Origin of the sequence: Vibrio sp. SCSIO 43086, assembly GCF_051132235.1 — a bacterium.
Lineage (GTDB): Bacteria > Pseudomonadota > Gammaproteobacteria > Enterobacterales > Vibrionaceae > Vibrio > Vibrio diabolicus.
Genome location: NZ_CP072677.1, coordinates 493,492 through 511,764 on the forward strand (window position 1 = coordinate 493,492; position 18,273 = coordinate 511,764).

Annotated in this window: 13 protein-coding genes; 5 read left to right on the forward strand and 8 right to left on the reverse strand. The window is 45.3% G+C overall.

From position 1 onward, the window contains the following. The first annotated feature begins 196 nt into the window (after positions 1-196). From carA to J8Z23_RS02355, 5 genes are all read left to right on the forward strand, one after another. Positions 197-1,336, forward strand: a complete 1,140-nt coding sequence (gene carA, locus J8Z23_RS02335) for a glutamine-hydrolyzing carbamoyl-phosphate synthase small subunit (RefSeq protein WP_046873990.1) — start codon at positions 197-199, stop codon at positions 1,334-1,336. Between the two features lie 16 nt (positions 1,337-1,352). Further along, on the forward strand, positions 1,353-4,586 hold the full coding sequence (gene carB, locus J8Z23_RS02340; protein WP_047009081.1) for a carbamoyl-phosphate synthase large subunit: 3,234 nt from the start codon (positions 1,353-1,355) through the stop codon (positions 4,584-4,586). Between the two features lie 916 nt (positions 4,587-5,502). Beyond that, positions 5,503-6,282, forward strand: coding sequence for a TSUP family transporter (locus J8Z23_RS02345; RefSeq protein WP_047009082.1), 780 nt, complete (start codon positions 5,503-5,505; stop codon positions 6,280-6,282). 372 nt (positions 6,283-6,654) lie between these two features. Then, positions 6,655-7,077, forward strand: a complete 423-nt coding sequence (locus J8Z23_RS02350) for a hypothetical protein (RefSeq protein WP_434634764.1) — start codon at positions 6,655-6,657, stop codon at positions 7,075-7,077. Positions 7,078-7,135: 58 nt separating this feature from the next. Further along, positions 7,136-7,555 (forward strand): hypothetical protein, encoded by a 420-nt coding sequence (locus tag J8Z23_RS02355; RefSeq protein ID WP_434634766.1) that lies wholly within the window; start codon positions 7,136-7,138, stop codon positions 7,553-7,555. A 62-nt stretch (positions 7,556-7,617) separates the two neighbouring features. Here J8Z23_RS02355 and J8Z23_RS02360 read toward each other — a convergent pair whose 3' ends face one another. From J8Z23_RS02360 to gltB, 8 genes are all read right to left on the reverse strand, one after another. Next, complete coding sequence (locus tag J8Z23_RS02360) at positions 7,618-8,472, reverse strand: LysR family transcriptional regulator (RefSeq protein WP_104971268.1); 855 nt, start codon at positions 8,470-8,472, stop codon at positions 7,618-7,620. A 129-nt stretch (positions 8,473-8,601) separates the two neighbouring features. Next, positions 8,602-9,222, reverse strand: coding sequence for a TRIC cation channel family protein (locus tag J8Z23_RS02365; protein ID WP_054867265.1), 621 nt, complete (start codon positions 9,220-9,222; stop codon positions 8,602-8,604). A 69-nt stretch (positions 9,223-9,291) separates the two neighbouring features. Then, on the reverse strand, positions 9,292-10,116 hold the full coding sequence (gene btuF, locus J8Z23_RS02370) for a vitamin B12 ABC transporter substrate-binding protein BtuF (RefSeq protein WP_301659529.1): 825 nt from the start codon (positions 10,114-10,116) through the stop codon (positions 9,292-9,294). Continuing rightward, positions 10,116-11,069: a cobalamin biosynthesis family protein gene (locus tag J8Z23_RS02375; protein WP_301659530.1), complete on the reverse strand. Its 954-nt coding sequence runs from the start codon at positions 11,067-11,069 to the stop codon at positions 10,116-10,118. The genes btuF and J8Z23_RS02375 overlap by 1 nt, the downstream gene beginning before the upstream one ends. 11 nt (positions 11,070-11,080) lie before the next feature. Next, positions 11,081-11,776, reverse strand: coding sequence for a 5'-methylthioadenosine/S-adenosylhomocysteine nucleosidase (mtnN, locus tag J8Z23_RS02380; protein WP_005396324.1), 696 nt, complete (start codon positions 11,774-11,776; stop codon positions 11,081-11,083). Positions 11,777-11,839: 63 nt separating this feature from the next. Next, positions 11,840-12,268: a DUF1499 domain-containing protein gene (locus tag J8Z23_RS02385; RefSeq protein WP_031780533.1), complete on the reverse strand. Its 429-nt coding sequence runs from the start codon at positions 12,266-12,268 to the stop codon at positions 11,840-11,842. 91 nt (positions 12,269-12,359) lie between these two features. After that, entirely contained in the window at positions 12,360-13,772 is a 1,413-nt protein-coding gene (locus tag J8Z23_RS02390; protein WP_301659531.1) for an FAD-dependent oxidoreductase, read from the reverse strand. A 20-nt stretch (positions 13,773-13,792) separates the two neighbouring features. Further along, on the reverse strand, positions 13,793-18,256 hold the full coding sequence (gene gltB, locus J8Z23_RS02395) for a glutamate synthase large subunit (protein ID WP_301659532.1): 4,464 nt from the start codon (positions 18,254-18,256) through the stop codon (positions 13,793-13,795). Between the last annotated feature and the right edge of the window lie 17 nt (positions 18,257-18,273).

Consider the following 18,273-nt stretch of genomic DNA (forward strand, 5'->3'; position numbering starts at 1 on the left):
AGCCTTACTGATTCGAAATGACCTTACTCGCTAGAAATTGATAATTTATTTTTGATTGTAGGTTGACAGGTTTCCAGTCCAACTTTAGAATACCGCCAATTTGTCTGAAATACCTATTTATGTAGATTTTATAGGTAAAGGAAGGCATGTTTGCAGTTTGATTTATTTTTTTTGCATTTTTATTCTGGAGGTTGTCTTGGGTAAATTAGCACTGTTAGTCCTAGAAGATGGGACAGTGTTCCACGGAGTGTCCATAGGGGCAGATGGTATTTCCGTTGGTGAAGTCGTTTTTAATACCTCGATGACGGGGTATCAAGAAATCCTCACTGATCCTTCCTATTCTCAGCAAATCGTCACCCTTACTTATCCTCACATTGGCAATACCGGAACCACTTCCGAAGATGAAGAATCCTCTTCCATTCATGCACAAGGCCTTGTGATTCGCGATCTTCCTCTTATCGCTTCTAACTTCCGTAATGAACAATCCCTCTCTGATTACCTTAAGTCTCAAAATATCGTTGGCATCGCTGATATTGATACGCGAAAGCTCACTCGTATCTTGCGTGAAAAAGGTGCTCAAAACGGTTGTATTGTTGCGGGTAATAACCTAGATGAAGCTTTGGCTCTAGCGAAAGCAAAAGAATTCCCAGGCTTAAAAGGAATGGACCTTGCGAAAGAAGTTACAACGAAAGAAGCGTATCAATGGAAACAAGGTTCGTGGACGCTTGAAGGTGGACTTCCAGAGGCGAAAGATGACAGCGAGCTGCCATACCACGTCGTTGCTTACGACTTCGGCGCAAAACGCAACATCTTGCGAATGTTGGTTGACCGCGGTTGCCGCTTAACGGTTGTTCCTGCTGAAACGTCAGCGGAAGAAGTGCTTGCGATGAACCCGGACGGTGTTTTCCTATCAAATGGCCCTGGTGATCCAGAACCATGTACTTACGCGATTGAAGCGACAAAAGTGTTCCTAGAAAAAGGCTTACCTATCTTCGGTATCTGTTTAGGTCACCAAATCCTTGCGTTAGCGTCAGGTGCACAAACCGTGAAAATGAAGTTTGGTCACCACGGTGCAAACCACCCAGTAAAAGATTTAGAGCGTAACGTTGTGATGATCACTTCGCAAAACCACGGCTTTGCGGCAGATGAAGCAACATTACCGGAAAACTTACGTGCTACTCACGTATCGCTATTTGATGGCTCTTTGCAAGGTATTCACCGCACAGACAAGCCAGCATTTAGCTTCCAAGGTCACCCAGAAGCGAGCCCAGGTCCACATGACGCGGCACCGCTATTTGACCACTTTATCGAACTAATCAAAAAACACAGCGCTTAATTCGGAGTAGTAGATAATGCCAAAACGTACTGACATTCAAAGTATTCTAATTCTTGGTGCTGGTCCGATTGTTATCGGTCAGGCATGTGAGTTTGACTACTCTGGCGCACAAGCCTGTAAAGCACTTCGTGAAGAAGGCTACCGAGTTATTCTGGTTAACTCGAACCCAGCAACGATCATGACTGACCCAGAGATGGCTGATGCGACTTACATCGAGCCAATCCAATGGGAAGTGGTACGCAAGATCATTGAAAAAGAGCGTCCAGATGCAGTTTTGCCAACCATGGGTGGCCAGACTGCGCTTAACTGTGCGTTAGACTTAGAGAAACACGGCGTACTAGAAGAATTCGGCGTAGAGATGATCGGCGCAACTGCAGATGCAATCGACAAAGCGGAAGACCGTTCTCGTTTTGATAAAGCGATGAAGTCTATCGGCCTTGAGTGTCCTCGCGCAGATACAGCGAAGAGCATGGAAGAAGCTTACAAAGTTTTAGATATGGTTGGCTTCCCTTGTATCATCCGTCCATCGTTCACCATGGGTGGCACTGGTGGTGGTATCGCGTACAACAAAGAAGAGTTCGAAGAAATCTGTCGTCGCGGTCTGGACTTATCTCCGACCAACGAACTTCTTATCGATGAGTCACTAATCGGTTGGAAAGAGTACGAAATGGAAGTCGTTCGTGACAAAGCGGACAACTGTATCATCGTATGTTCAATCGAAAACTTTGATCCAATGGGTATCCACACGGGTGACTCAATCACAGTAGCACCAGCACAGACACTGACTGACAAAGAATACCAGCTAATGCGTAATGCATCGCTAGCCGTTCTACGTGAAATTGGTGTTGAAACAGGTGGTTCAAACGTACAGTTTGGTATCAACCCGAAAGATGGCCGTATGGTTATCATCGAGATGAACCCACGTGTATCTCGCTCTTCTGCGTTAGCGTCAAAAGCAACAGGTTTCCCAATCGCTAAGATTGCCGCGAAGCTTGCTGTTGGCTTTACTCTGGACGAACTACAAAACGACATCACGGGCGGTGCAACACCAGCATCATTCGAGCCAACTATCGACTACGTCGTAACTAAGATTCCTCGCTTTAACTTCGAGAAATTTGCTGGCGCAAATGACCGTCTGACTACTCAGATGAAATCGGTTGGTGAGGTAATGGCAATTGGTCGTAACCAACAAGAATCTCTTCACAAAGCACTTCGTGGCCTAGAAGTTGGCGCAACTGGTTTTGACGAGATGGTCGATTTAGAAGCACCAGATGCACTGACTAAGATTCGTCACGAACTTAAAGAAGCAGGCGCTGAGCGTATCTGGTACATCGCCGATGCATTCCGAGCTGGCATGTCAGTTGACGGCGTGTTCAACTTGACTCAAATTGACCGTTGGTTCCTGGTTCAAATCGAAGAAATCGTAAAACTCGAAGAGCAAGTCAAGGCGGGCGGCTACGCAGGTTTAACCAAAGAAGTGCTTCGCCAGATGAAACGTAAAGGCTTCTCTGATGCGCGCTTGTCTAAACTGCTTGGTGTCGCTGAAAGTGAAATTCGCCGTGCTCGTGAGCAGTTTGATATTCACCCGGTTTACAAACGTGTGGATACGTGTGCCGCAGAGTTTTCTTCTGACACGGCTTACATGTACTCATCTTACGATGAAGAGTGTGAAGCCAACCCAACAGACAAAGACAAGATCATGGTTCTTGGTGGTGGTCCAAACCGTATCGGCCAAGGCATTGAATTCGACTACTGTTGTGTACACGCATCACTTGCGCTGCGTGAAGACGGTTACGAAACCATTATGGTTAACTGTAACCCAGAAACGGTATCTACTGACTACGATACGTCTGATCGTCTGTACTTCGAACCAGTAACTCTGGAAGATGTACTGTCTATCGCTCGCGTTGAAAAACCAAAAGGTGTAATTGTTCAGTACGGTGGTCAAACGCCACTTAAACTGGCTCGTGCTCTAGAAGCGGCTGGTGTTCCAATCATTGGTACGAGCCCAGATGCTATAGACCGTGCGGAAGACCGTGAACGCTTCCAAGCCGCTGTTGACCGTTTAGGTCTACTTCAGCCAGAAAACGCGACAGTAACAACGATGGAGCAAGCGGTTGAGAAGTCGAAAGAAATTGGCTTCCCATTAGTTGTTCGTCCATCTTATGTACTCGGTGGTCGTGCGATGGAAATCGTATACGACGAGCAAGACCTGCGTCGCTACTTCAATGAAGCAGTAAGCGTATCGAACGAGTCTCCAGTTCTACTAGACCGTTTCTTGGATGATGCAACCGAAGTTGATATTGATGCTATCTGTGACGGTGAACGCGTCGTTATCGGCGGTATCATGGAACACATCGAACAAGCCGGTGTTCACTCTGGTGACTCTGCATGTTCACTGCCTGCATATACGCTAAGTCAGGAAATTCAAGACAAGATGCGTGAGCAAGTTGAGAAGCTGGCGTTCGAACTCGGTGTACGCGGTTTGATGAACACGCAGTTTGCTGTGAAAGACAACGATGTTTACCTAATCGAAGTGAACCCTCGTGCTGCTCGTACGGTTCCATTCGTATCGAAAGCGACAGGTGCACCTCTAGCGAAAATCGCTGCACGTGTAATGGCGGGTCAATCTCTAGAGTCACAAGGCTTTACTAAAGAGATTATCCCTCCTTACTACTCAGTGAAAGAAGTGGTTCTGCCGTTCAACAAGTTCCCTGGCGTTGACCCGCTATTGGGCCCAGAAATGCGCTCAACAGGTGAAGTAATGGGCGTTGGCGCAACATTCGCAGAAGCTTACGCGAAAGCAGAGTTAGGTTGTGGTGCGGTTTACCCTGAAGGTGGTCGTGCGCTACTGTCAGTACGTGAAGGCGATAAAGAGCGTGTTGTTGACCTGGCCTCTAAGTTAGTGAAACTGGGTTACCAGCTGGATGCGACACATGGTACTGCTGTGATTCTGGGCGAAGCGGGTATCAACCCACGTTTGGTAAACAAAGTACACGAAGGTCGTCCACACATTCTTGACCGTATCAAGAACAACGAATACACCTACATCGTAAACACGGCTGCTGGTCGTCAAGCGATTGAAGATTCGAAAGTTCTACGTCGCGGCGCACTGGCAGAGAAAGTGAACTACACAACGACACTGAACGCAGCGTTCGCTACATGTATGTCTCACACTGCAGACGCAAAAGCGTCAGTAACTTCGGTTCAAGAGTTACACGCTAAAGTGAAAGCGAGTCTAGACGCGTAACAGATAAAAATCAGTAAGCTCGTTAGTCAGGGCTTACATGACAACCTCATTGCCCGCTCATTTGAGCGGGCTTTTTTATATCGAGGTTTTTCTAAAATGAAGAGTATTAAAATGTGCTAGGAACGATTGGTATGCTTCGCTTTTGAAGAGCATCAAGCTAATTATGGCAAGCAATGTTCCTAAAGATGAAGAAATAGTACTACCACTTGCTACAACAAAGTTGATACTGCAGGTAAGAATGATAAAAGAGATAGTGATTAAGTTTATTTTTGCAGCAATACTTAATCCTTTGCTTATTGTCAGGATGTTTGGAATGCATACAACAACAACCGTAATAGCTCCCAATGTAAGAAGGTACGTATCTAGATCAATGTGTTGAGTGAAAGAAAACCAGTCATTCCAAATGCTTAAGCTAATAGCCAGACCAATAGTCAATGCCAAGTATAAACATATACTTATTGAGATGTTCGCTATGCTAATTGATTTAGTATTCAACTTTCAATTCCTCATAGATTCCAATTGCAAGATTTCTTAGCTCTCCCGAATAACCGCTCGTCTTGGGTTTAGAGACAATAACGTTGAATAGCTGATTAATGTTCACTATTTGTTCTATTTTGAGTGTGATTGTTGTTTTTCTGGATGGTCGAGTCAGTAAGCTATCCATTATTTTCGTTTTTTATCAGATGAAACGTTCCCTATTAAGACAGCACTTTCCTTTTCTATCAAAACATTAAGAGGCTCTTGAGGTGAGGCTCTATATTTGGTTGTAATTGATGTTGTTAATGTGTCATTTTCTAGATTTATTAAATGATGAAAATTAGGAATAGATTGGTGTCTTGACTTTCCATTGGTGGTTTTGTGAATAAGTGCTACCGTTTTTCCTCTTTGATGCCTCTTTAAATAAAAAGGATGTGTAGTGGAAATCACGGTTGAGATTTTGTTGGCTCTATTTTTTGTTGCGACTGCCGCAGGCTTTATTGATGCGATGGCTGGTGGGGGAGGACTCATTACGCTCCCTGCACTTTTGGCTGCGGGGTTGAATCCGACTCAAGCTCTAGCAACTAACAAGTTACAAAGTTCGTTTGGCAGCTTCTCAGCTAGTTGGTATTTCGTGCGTAACGGTATTGTCAGCCTAAAGGAAATGCGTTTCGCGATACTCTGTACTTTTATCGGTGCAGCGATCGGTGCCGAGGCTGTGCAGTTTATTGATGCTAGCGTACTCACCAGTTTGATCCCTGTTCTTTTGATAGCCATTTCCCTCTATTTTTTACTCGCGCCAAGTACGCGAAAAATCGATGGAGAACCAAAGTTATCTGAAGCGATGTTTGCGCTATGCATTGGTGGGGGGATCGGTTTCTATGATGGCTTTTTTGGCCCTGGGACTGGATCTATTTTTACTGTTTGTTTTGTTGCACTGGGTCACTTTTCTTTGGTCGAAGCCACTGCTAGAACAAAAATCCTCAATTTCACGTCAAACATAGCGGCACTACTCTTTTTTATCTTAGCCGGGTTGCCAGTGTGGAAGCTTGGCTTAACCATGGCTGTTGGCGGTTTTCTTGGTGCTCAGTTAGGGGCGAAGGTCGTGGTAAGTAAAGGGCAAAAATGGATTCGTCCTCTAGTTATTGTGATGTCGATGCTTATGGCAACGAAACTTCTTTGGCAACAACATCAGCAATGGATTTTGTCAGTGTTATAACTCGTTCTCTACGTTCAACTACGCTTATTCATGAATCATATGTAAAGAAATGCTGATATATCTATGATTTCATTATAGCGTGATATCGTACTTAAAATGAAAAAGTAATAAACAATTTTCATTTAATAAAGTTAGAATGCTATGCATTTCTATCAATGAATTTGATAAATATGTTATAAAATTTATCCCTAAGCATGAACAGCTTCGATGGAATAGTTTAAAGGGTAAGTTAGAATTTATTGCAAACTACTATGCAACTGTAGATGATTTGGCGTATTTAGGTAGAGTTGCTGTAGCCTTGTTAGGTAGCGCAGCTCCTATTGCAGTTGAGAAGTATGGTGTAAAGGAACACCTAGTTTACAAAGAAAAGTTATGGCTTTGTCTGGTAAGATTTCGCCACCGATGGCCGTAAGTTTTGCTATAGGAAAAGAAAAGGTATTACAGACGGTTAAGCAAGGTGCAGTTATTACTGTTATTTTTGTCACATCTTATATAATAGCTGAGTATTTATTTAAAGAGTCAAATAAAAGAGTATTGGCTAAATTATTTGGAGTTATAGCAAGTGACATTATTAAAGTGGGTTTGGCTGCTTTAGTTGCTAGTATAACATTAAAAACGATGGTTTCTGTAGGTTTTGTCGCTGCTGGTGGTTCAGAGGCTCTGTTTGTGGTTGTTTTTGTCGGTGTTGTTGCCAGCTTTACAACTAGTAAAATAAATGAAGAATTTAACCTTACAAAGAGGTTCCAAAAGGAAATTATGCTATTTTGGTCTCAAAAAGAAGAGGTGGAAAAATGAAAGATAAAACAAAACAATACCGAGCGATGCAAAGCTTTAAAAATAGTGGTTTTTCATTATGAAAAATGAAGAAATAGATTATAGCACATTTATTATAGGTTCAATTCTATTTCCTATATGTACATATTTTATGATTTATCTTCCGGTATCTGATTTGTTGGATTTTTTTGGATCAATTTCATCCGATCAGGAAAGTTTATCTTTAGGTGGTCAGAATATTCAGTTATTTTCATCCGGTTTTTTATTTGCTTTGCTTTCTTATGTTTCTATTTATACTGTTTCTACTAAGAGAAAGCCAAATAAAGAAAAACTTAAAAATCTTTTTAAATTATGTTTTGTTTTATTAGTTTCTAGCTTTTTGTTTTCTTATATATTTAATGAGTGGCTGCTGTCTTATGCTGAAAGTCATGGATACCATTATTCTGAGGAACTTAGTTCTCGATGGTTTTTAAGTGAGTACTATGTTTTTGTAAAATGACTATGAAATACACTTTTACATTATACTCTACTTCAATTGTCTAGTTGTTGTGATGCCGATGCTTATGGCAACGAAACTTCTTTGGCAACAACATCAGCAATGGATTTTGTCAGTGCTTTAACTCGTTCGCTGCGATATGTGCTGTGGCGCAAGCAGATATGTATTGGTCGAATTAACTGTCCTAGTTCTTCAAAGTCATAGCAGAATTTGGGTGTGATATTAAGTGTCTTCAGGATAGATTTAGGAATTAAAGCAGGAGCCATTCCGCCCAAAGCCAGTTGTGCTGCCGCAGTGTATGAATCCATTTCCATCAAAGGCTCAATTCCGTATTTTGACAAAATAGCCTGTTGGTAAGTGTTGGCAGGATTGGTTAAGTCATTGGTCAAAATGGCTTTGGGTAGTTGCGAAAGTGGGTATCTACTGACGATTGAAAAAGGTTCATCAGCGAGGTGAAGGCTCATTAATCCATGATGAGGCGGTAAATAACCAGCACAGAATCCCAGTGTCGCTTTACCTGATTTGACGTTCTCAATAATGCGTGGTGTATGATTGGTCGATATTCGTATGTATTGGTCATGGGCAAAGCGTTCTGCCATGATCACACTAAGGTATCCAGCGACTAAGGTTTCAGAGCAGTCTATCTTGATCAAAGAAGTATCTTCTATTTCTTGCTGATCATAGATCTGACCTCTTAACTCATTGAACGTTGGCTCGATCGTATTGATGAGCGCGAGGCCATCGGAGGTCAGCTTTATGTGCCGACCACTTGGCTCAATCAATTTTTTTCCTAACTTCTTCTCTAGATTCGAAATGCGCTTACTCACCGCAGATTGACTAATATAGAGTTGGCTGCCCGTACGGCTCATGGTTTTTTCTTTACTGAGGACAAGTAACGTCTCAATACCTTCAAGCAACATAATAATTAATGAAAGTTAGGAATGGTTGAAATAATTTAGCGAATTGTACAAGAATTGGCGAATCAAATGAGTATAAATGAGAGGAGCCGACACTCAGTCGACTCCATGACCGAATCATGTAATTTGTGTTTAACGATTAATTGCGAAAGTTGGCAGGGATAGATGCCAACGAATAGCACCGAGACGTATAATGAGCGTTGAGATTACACCAGCGAGTAAAGCCGTTGAGTGGTCATAACCCATGTTTACCGCCATCGTATGGAAGATGCCGCCAATAATACATGCCGTAGCGTAGACTTCGCTTCTTAATACCATAGGAACTTCGCGAGCCAGCACATCACGTATAATACCACCACCACAACCAGTAATGACTCCCATGATCACGGCGACCATCCCAGACGCGTTGTAAGCGAGGGCTTTCTCTACACCTATTCCTACAAATACTGCAAGGCCGATCGCATCACAGACGGGTAATACCCACCATGACAGCCGTTTTGGTCTGCGTACAACGAGCATGGTTAGTAGACACGTAACAAATATCACCCATAAGTACGTAGTATCTGTTATCCAAAATACAGGAGTGGCACCTAGCGCCATGTCTCGGATTGTTCCGCCACCAATAGCAGTCACACTGCCGAGAACGATAACGCCGAATGGATCCATTTTTAAACGGCCCGCCAGTAACACGCCAGAGATAGCGAAAACAGCGGTACCGAACAAATCGATCATATAAAGCAGCATGGAGTCCATGTTACTTAGTACCTTTATATAGTGTGAGAAAAAATGGGCGGAAATTGTACGGTATTTGCCACGAAATCGTTAGCGTTTTTGACGAACGCTTTTAAAGTGCTCACACACTTCTGTGATCGCATTTAGTGTGCGTGGGGTTGGGCGGTTAATCCAATCTGAGTTTAGAGACCAGATGTGTTTATTTCTAAGTGCGGGAAGCTCATTGCTCCACTCTGCCCACATACCATCATTACTCATTGCGTGACGAGAAGTAAAAATAACCTCTGGTTGGCGAGTGATGACCTGCTCGATGCTGACCTGAGGATAAGGCGCGCTGGATGCTGCGAAAATGTTTTCACCACCGCAAAAAGTAAAGACTTCACTTGGCCAGTTCTTCCCGGCGACAGTGATGATAGGCTTTTCACTCAACTGATAAAAGTAACGAACTTTCTCGTGCGTGTTGTACTTCTCTTTTAGTGTATTCAGTTGCGTTCTAAAATCTTCAGCGGCCTTTTGTCCTATTTGCGGGGTTTCGCTGTATTGGCTTAGCTGCTCGATATTATTGGCGATATCTTCCAGTGAGCCTGTAGTGGAATAATAGATAGGAATGCCGAACTGTTTAATTTTCTCCAGCTCTTTTGCCGGGTTTCCTGCCGGCCAAGCAATGACTAAATCCGGTTGAAGAGCAATAATGCGCTCTAATTTAATTCCTTGGTAATTAGAGACTCTTTCCAGCTGCTTTGCCTGCTCTGGATAATCACTCATTTCGCTGACAGCAACAAGCTTGTCTCCTAGCCCTGCCGCAAAGGCAATTTCAGTGGCATGCGGAGCTAAACTTACAATGCGTTGCGCTGGTGTTTGAGAGAAGGTCGCTGTCGAAACAAACAGCGTTAATGCGAAGCATAGTTTATTCATCATAATCCTTGATAAATCATTCCTAAAAGCAGACTTTGGATAGCTATCCAAACGAAGACTCGCCAAACGAGCAGCGTATGTATTTGTGAAAGGTGAATAGCTGATGGGGCGATTCGTCCACCGATTTTTGCGCGTTCCGCACGTATACCTTGATAGATAGCAGGGCCGCATAAAGAGAGTTGTAGTTTGTGTCCGATGGTACACAACACCCAGGCAGGCCCGGGTAGTGGCCAAGAGTTAGCTTGTTGCTGTACACCAGAAAGCACATTGCTTACGTTCTTTCCTACAGCTAAAAGTATGGCAAAGAGACGAAGTGGAATAATATCCAGAGCGGCAACCAGCTGAACGGCAGGTTTACCAAAGGGCAAATATTGGCGTCGGCTAGGGGACCAAACTCGAGCTAACTCTGTCGCTAGTCGATACATTAACGCACCAATACCACCTGCTAGTGCGTACCAAAATAACACACCGATTACGTTGCGGCTGTATCCCATAATCACAGCTTCTGAGCTTGCTTTACCTATGCCGATGATCGAGAGGCTGTCAGTATCGCGATTAAGGTATGGTCTTAGTAATTGTCGGCACTGAGCTTTGTCTTCTCTCGACATACTTGTGACGAGTTGTTTCGTTAAGGCTTCGCTGTTGCGCCAGTCCAAAGCAATGATCAATAGCACTAGTTCGTATAAAGGCACTTGCCAAACGAATGGCTCCACGGCAATCAGCAAGATCAAGCAAGGCAATAGCATCAAGCCCAATGCAAGACTGCCGGAGGTCAGGCTCTGTGAGTAACTGTGATTATTGTTCACTTTGTTGGCGAGCTGCTCAGCTAACTTTCGCCATAAAGTGATGGGATGCGATGAACGGGGGATTGGTAAAAGAAGGTGAAAGAGCAGTGCGCCCCACATAATAAGGAGCGCACCGTTGGCATAAAATGACTGAAAAACTTCTTCCATGAATGAGTCGTTTACTTAATGAGTTCCAGCATTTTGAATACCATTTCAGAAGAGCTTTTTGCTGCTAGCGGTAGGAACTCATCAAAGCTCATTGGTGACTCTTTATCAGCGACATCTGAGATTGCACGCACAACAACAAACGGCGTGTTGAATTGGTGACAAGTTTGAGCGATAGCAGATGCTTCCATTTCTACCGCGATAACGGATGGGAAGTGCTTACGAATAAACTCTTGACGCTCAGCAGTACAAACAAACGCATCGCCAGTACAGATCAGGCCGCGAACTGCATGAGTGTTTTCCATTTGCGCTAGTGCCTTTTCTGCTAAATCCATTAGCTTTTCATCTGCTTTGAATGCAGCAGGCTGGCCAGCCATTTGGCCAATTTCATAACCAAAAGCTGTCACGTCTGCATCGTGATGACGAACTTCTGTTGAGATAACAACATCACCTAGATTTAGGCTTGAATCGAAGCCACCAGCAGAGCCTGTGTTAATCACAACATCTGGCTGGTATTCATCAAGAAGAATGGTAGTGCCTACTGCAGCTGCAACTTTACCGATACCTGATTGTAGTACGACTACTTCTACATCATTAATTTGACCAGAGAAAAACGTACAACCTGCTTTATTTACGGTTTTGCAGTTTGTGATTGCTTCTTTCAGGATGGTCACTTCTTGTTCCATCGCACCGATGATACCAACTTTCATAACACTCTCTTTCGGTAAATATTTTAGTTGGCCGAGAGTATAGCACTCCCCGTGAGCAGTTTTCTATTTGATGAGCTTAGCTTGAGTGAGCTTTTCTCGTAATTGTTCGGCGCGCTTTCTGTTTACGCCAAAGTCAGAATAGCCCACACGTGACTCTGAGCGAACAATCAGTTTGTCTCCTGCTACTTTTAATTCGAGGTCATCCACGAAGCGCATGATTTTAGATGTGCATTCTATCCGAAGGTAATCACCCTCTTTTACCGCGGTTTTGGCGCCAGGAAGTTGAAGCGCGGCTTGCTCAATGGCATCTAACGTTGCGGACTCAGTGAGCAAAAAAGGTGCTAATTGAAACTTGTCTCTTGAGTCCTGAGTTGAAACGCAATTTGGTTTGTCACCACAAGGTGATTGAGAACGATCTGGCATACTGGTGACTCCTTGGCTGCAGGCTGTAAGGCTGAGTAAAGCGATGGAAAGGAGAGCGGCTTTTTTCATTGTATTTACTCTTATAATTTTGCTTCTAATTATATGGATACAAAAGAAAAAGGATCCAATAATAGGATCCTTTTTGTGATGTTAGCTGTGATTAGACTTCTAGGTAATCAAGAATGCCTTCTGCCGCTTTTCGCCCTTCATCAATGGCGGTTACGACGAGGTCTGAGCCACGGACCGCATCACCGCCAGCGAAGATTTTCGCATTGCTGGTTTGGTACATGAACGCTTGCTCAACAGGTGCCTTGATACGTCCCCATTGGTCTAAATCGACACCATACGGTTCTAACCAGTCCATTTTGTGTGGCTGGAAACCAAATGCCATGATCACGGCATCCGCAGGCAATACATGTTCACTGCCTTCCACTGGTTCTGGTCTGCGACGACCTGCATCATCGGGCTCACCTAAAGCAGTTTTCACCACTTTGACTCCCGATACCTTACCTGATGCATCGATTTCAATTCCTAAAGGCTGAAGGTTGAACATGAACTTCACACCTTCTTCCTTGGCGTTTTTCACCTCGCGGCGAGAACCAGGCATATTGGCTTCATCACGACGGTAAGCACATACCACGTTTGACGCGCCTTGGCGGATAGAGGTACGAACACAGTCCATCGCGGTATCACCACCACCGAGTACCACTACGCGTTGCTTTGCCATGTCGATAAATGGTTTGTCGTGCTCCAAGCCCATGACCTTGTACGTATTTGAAATCAAGAATGGCAGAGCATCGTAAACGCCCGGCGCACCCTCATTTTCTAGTCCCGCGCGCATGTACTTGTAGGTACCAACACCCAAAAAGACGGCATCGTACTCATCAAGTAGCTCTTGCATCTGCACATCTTTACCTACTTCGACATTCATCTGGAACTCTACGCCCATCTCGGTGAAGACGCGGCGGCGGTTTTCCATCACGCCTTTTTCAAGCTTGAATGAAGGAATACCGAAGGTCAGTAGGCCTCCAATTTCAGGGTAGCGGTCAAATACCACAGGTTTCACGCCATTGCGCACTAGGATATCGGCAGCAGCCAAGCCTGCTGGGCCTGCACCAATGATTGCGACCTTTTTATCGGTCCACTCCACCTTGGACATATCTGGCTTCCAGCCCATTTCAAAGGCTTTGTCGGTAATGTACTTTTCTATGTTACCGATGGTGACGGCACCAAAGTCATCATTAAGCGTGCATGAACCTTCACATAGACGGTCTTGAGGACAAACGCGTCCACATACTTCAGGTAAACTATTGGTTTGATGCGATAGTTCAACCGCTTCAAGAATACGACCTTCATTGGCAAGTTTTAACCATTGAGGGATGTAGTTGTGGACTGGGCATTTCCATTCACAATATGGGTTGCCACAATCTAAGCAGCGATCCGCTTGTGCAGTCGCCTGCTGCTTAGTAAACGGTTCATAGATTTCAACGAACTCGATCTTACGAACTTTGATCGGCTTTTTCGCAGGATCTACACGCTGCACATCTATAAATTGATAAACGTTCTGGCTCATGATTCAAACATCCTCCATGATTACTGGGCTTGAACGCGCAGCTCTGCAGCACTGCGGCTCTGGTGACCAAGTAGCGTGCGAAGATCTGCCGCTTGTGGTTTCACCAAATAGAACTTTGGAATCCATTCATCAAAGTTCGCCAAAATATTTTCTGCGTGGCTCGACCCTGTTTCTTCAAGGTGTTCCGCAATCAGCCCGCGCAAATGCTCTTGGTGGATGTATAGATCGGACAATGAAATGGCTTCGACGGATTCTGTATTGACTCGACCTTCAAAGCTCTGGTTTTCATCCAGAACATAGGCAAAGCCTCCGGTCATACCTGCACCAAAGTTCACGCCTGTTGCACCAAGAATGGCAACAATACCGCCGGTCATGTACTCACAAGCGTTATCGCCAGCGCCTTCAATGACGGCTATCGTACCTGAGTTTCGTACCCCAAAACGTTCACCCGCTTTACCGGCTGCGAACAGTTTACCGCCCGTTGCGCCGTACAAACACGTGTTACCAATAATGGTGGCTTCATGACACTTGAACGCTGTACCTAAGTGAGGCTTAATGGCGATCTTGCCGCCTGCCATGCCTTTCCCTACGTAGTCATTCGCATCACCTGTGAGGTAAAGCTCTACGCCACCCGCATTCCAAACGCCAAACGACTGGCCGGCAGTGCCGTCAAGATAGATTTTGATAGGGGAAGCTGCCAAACCTTGGTTGCCATAGCGCTTCGCTATTTCGCCAGATAAGCGTGCACCCACAGAACGATCAGTGTTGATGACATTGTAGAAGAAACTTGCCGATTGGCTGTTTTCTACCGAATGCATGGCATCATCAATGATCTTTTGATTGAGCTCAGCTTTATCAAACGGTTTATTTGGTTCCGTCCAAAACAGTGGATGACCTTCAGGCGAGACGGGAGCTTCTAGAATGTTGGATAGATCCAATTTGGTTTGCTTCGCGGTAAAGCCCTCTACTGCTTCAAGTAAATCGGTACGACCAATCAAGTCAGTCAGTTTTTCAACGCCTAGCTGAGAAAGCAGCTCGCGCACTTCTTCTGCCAGTCCGGTGAAGTAGTTCATCACCATTTCAGGTAAGCCTTTGAAGTACTCTTTACGCAGCGTTTCGTCTTGAGTCGCAACCCCTGTTGCACAGTTGTTGAGGTGACAAATTCGCAGGAACTTACAACCCATAGCAACCATTGGCGCGGTACCAAAACCGAAGCTTTCTGCACCTAAAATTGCGGCTTTAACTACGTCTAAACCAGTCTTTAGACCACCGTCTACCTGTAGGCGGATCTTATGACGCAGACCATTAGCAACCAGTGCTTGTTGTGTCTCTGCCAACCCCAACTCCCAAGGACTACCAGCGTATTTTACTGAAGTTAATGGGCTTGCTGCGGTACCACCGTCGTAACCCGAAATGGTAATAAGATCAGCGTAAGCCTTGGCTACGCCCGTTGCGATGGTGCCGACACCTGGCTCGGAGACGAGTTTCACCGAAACCAGCGCATTTGGGTTGACTTGTTTAAGGTCGAAGATCAACTGGGCCAAATCTTCAATCGAATAGATATCGTGGTGCGGAGGAGGGGAGATCAGAGTCACGCCTTGTACCGAATAACGCAGCTTTGCGATTTCAGCGGTGACTTTGTGTCCTGGTAGCTGACCACCTTCACCTGGTTTAGCTCCTTGCGCTACCTTGATTTGTAGTACATCCGCATTCGTCAGGTAATGAGGTGTTACACCAAATCGGCCTGAAGCAATTTGCTTGATGCGCGAGTTACGTTCAGTGCCGAAACGGCGAGGATCTTCACCGCCTTCACCGGAGTTTGAATAGCCACCAAGACGGTTCATCGCAGTCGCGAGTGCTTCATGCGCTTCAGGGCTAAGTGCGCCAATGGACATGGCCGCAGAGTCGAAGCGTTTGAACAGTTCGGTTTTCGGTTCTATTTGCTCAAGTGGCAGCGGTGAGTCTGATTTTTTCAGCGACATTAAGTCACGCAGCATGGCAACAGGGCGTTGGTTTACCTGCTTAGCAAAGCTCTGATAGTCGTTACTTTCGCCAGATTTAACGGCCTGTTGCAGCGTGCCGACAACATCCGGGTTGTAAGCATGATACTCACCTCCATGGACATACTTTAACAAGCCGCCATGATCAATCGATTTGCGTTTCGCCCATGCTTTACGAGATAAGTTTGTAAGATCTTGCTGGAAGTCGTCAAAATTCGCGCCTTCAATACGAGTTGTGACGCCTTTAAAACACTGGTCGACCACATCTTGGTTCAAGCCAACTGCTTCAAACAGTTGTGAGCAGCGGTAAGAGGCGATGGTTGAGATCCCCATCTTTGACATGATTTTATACAGGCCCTTGTTGATGCCGTATTGGTAGTTCTGCATCACATCGCGATAGTCTTTCTCTAGTGCCTTATCATCAATCAGTTTACCTAACGCTTCATAAGCAAGGTATGGGTAAACTGCAGTCGCACCAAAGCCAAGCAAGACAGCAAATTGGTGTGGGTCACGTGCAGTTGCGGTTTCGACTACAATGTTGGCATCGCAACGTAAGTTCGCATCAATCAAACGAGTTTGAACGGCGCCGACTGCCATTGCCGCTGGAATTGGTAACTTGCCTTTGACCAAAGCGCGATCTGAAAGTACCACTAAAACCGTGCCTTCACGTACGACTTGCTCTGCTTGCTCACAGAGATCATTAATGGCTTGTTTAAGATCTTTCTCTTGTGGGTCGTAGTTGATATCTAGAATGGTATTACGGTAGTGATCGTCACCAAGCTCGAGCAGTTGCTGCATGTCTGAATAAAGCAGTACAGGCGAATCAAATGTTACGCGATGCGCGTGGCCATCGGTTTCACAGAAGACATTCATTTCCTTACCGATACTGGTCGCCAGTGACATCACGTGTTTTTCACGCAGTGGATCGATCGGTGGATTGGTGACCTGAGCGAACTTCTGGCGGAAGTAGTCAGTTACCAAGCGCTCTTTTGAGGAGAGCACTGCCATTGGAGTATCGTCACCCATAGAACCAACGGCTTCTTGGCCCATTTCTCCGAGTACACGCAGAACTTGGTCGACTTCTTCGTTCGTCATCGCGAATTGCTTTTGATAAGTCTTAAGTAAGTCTTCATCAAAGCTGCGCTCGCCTACTTGATCCTCAGGTAGCTGAGAAAATGGTGTGAGTTTGCGAACGTTGTTTTCCATCCATTCGCGATAAGGGTGACGAGATTTCAGATCATTATCGATCTCGCTAGACTGCCAAAGCTTACCTTTACGAGTGTCGATGACGAGCAATTCACCCGGACCTACACGCCCTTTTTCGGCAACTTCATCTGGGGCGTAATTCCAAATCCCTACCTCAGATGCCAGAGTGATCAACTTGTCTTTGGTAATTACATAACGTGCAGGACGCAGACCATTTCGGTCTAGATTACAAGCAGCATAACGACCATCGGACAGTACGATACCTGCTGGGCCATCCCATGGTTCCATGTGCTTGGAGTTGAAATCGTAAAACGCCCGCAGATCCGGATCCATATCTGGATGGTTTTGCCATGCAGGCGGCACAAGCATACGCATGGCGCGGAAGATATCCATGCCACCAGCTAAGAAGAGATCCAGCATATTATCCAAGCTAGAGGAGTCTGAACCTGTCTCGTTCACAAATGGTGCTGCAGTTTGAAGATCGGGCAGCAGTGGTGACGAGAACTTGTAAGCGCGCGCGCGCGCCCATTGGCGGTTACCTTCAATGGTGTTGATCTCACCGTTATGAGCAAGATAGCGGAACGGCTGAGCCAATGGCCAACGCGGTTGAGTATTAGTAGAAAAACGCTGGTGGAACAGACAGATAGCGGATTCCATGCGTAGATCAGCAAGATCAAGGTAGAAGCGAGGCAAGTCCGCAGGCATGCACAGGCCTTTGTACACCAAAACTTGAGTCGACAAGCTACAGATGTAGAAATCAGGATCTTCGGTGATTTGTTTCTCGATGCGACGGCGTGCGATGTAGAGACGGCGTTCAATGTCACGCTCTCGCCAACCAGCCGGTGCAGAGATAAAGACTTGCTGAATATTTGGAAGCGAGTTAGCCGCAATTGGACCGAGCACTTCTGAATTGGTTGGAACTTCACGCCAACCGGCCACTGTTAGCGTCTCTTGCGCAAGTTCTCTGTTGACGATGTCTTTAGCGAGTTGAGCTTTGACCGGATCTTGGTTGAAGAAAATCATCCCTACGGCGTATTGCTTGCCAAGGTTGAAACCATTTTCTTCGGCAATAAGACGTAAATAGGAATCGGGCTTTTGTAATAGAAGACCACAACCATCACCGGTTTTACCATCGGCGGCAATACCACCACGGTGGGTCATTCGGTCAAGTGCAGAAATTGCTGTACGAACCAGCTTGTGGCTTTGTTCGCCTTCCATATGCGCGATCAAGCCAAATCCACAGTTGTCTTTCTCAAGACTTGGATCATAAAGAGCCATTGCAATTCTCCCTTTGC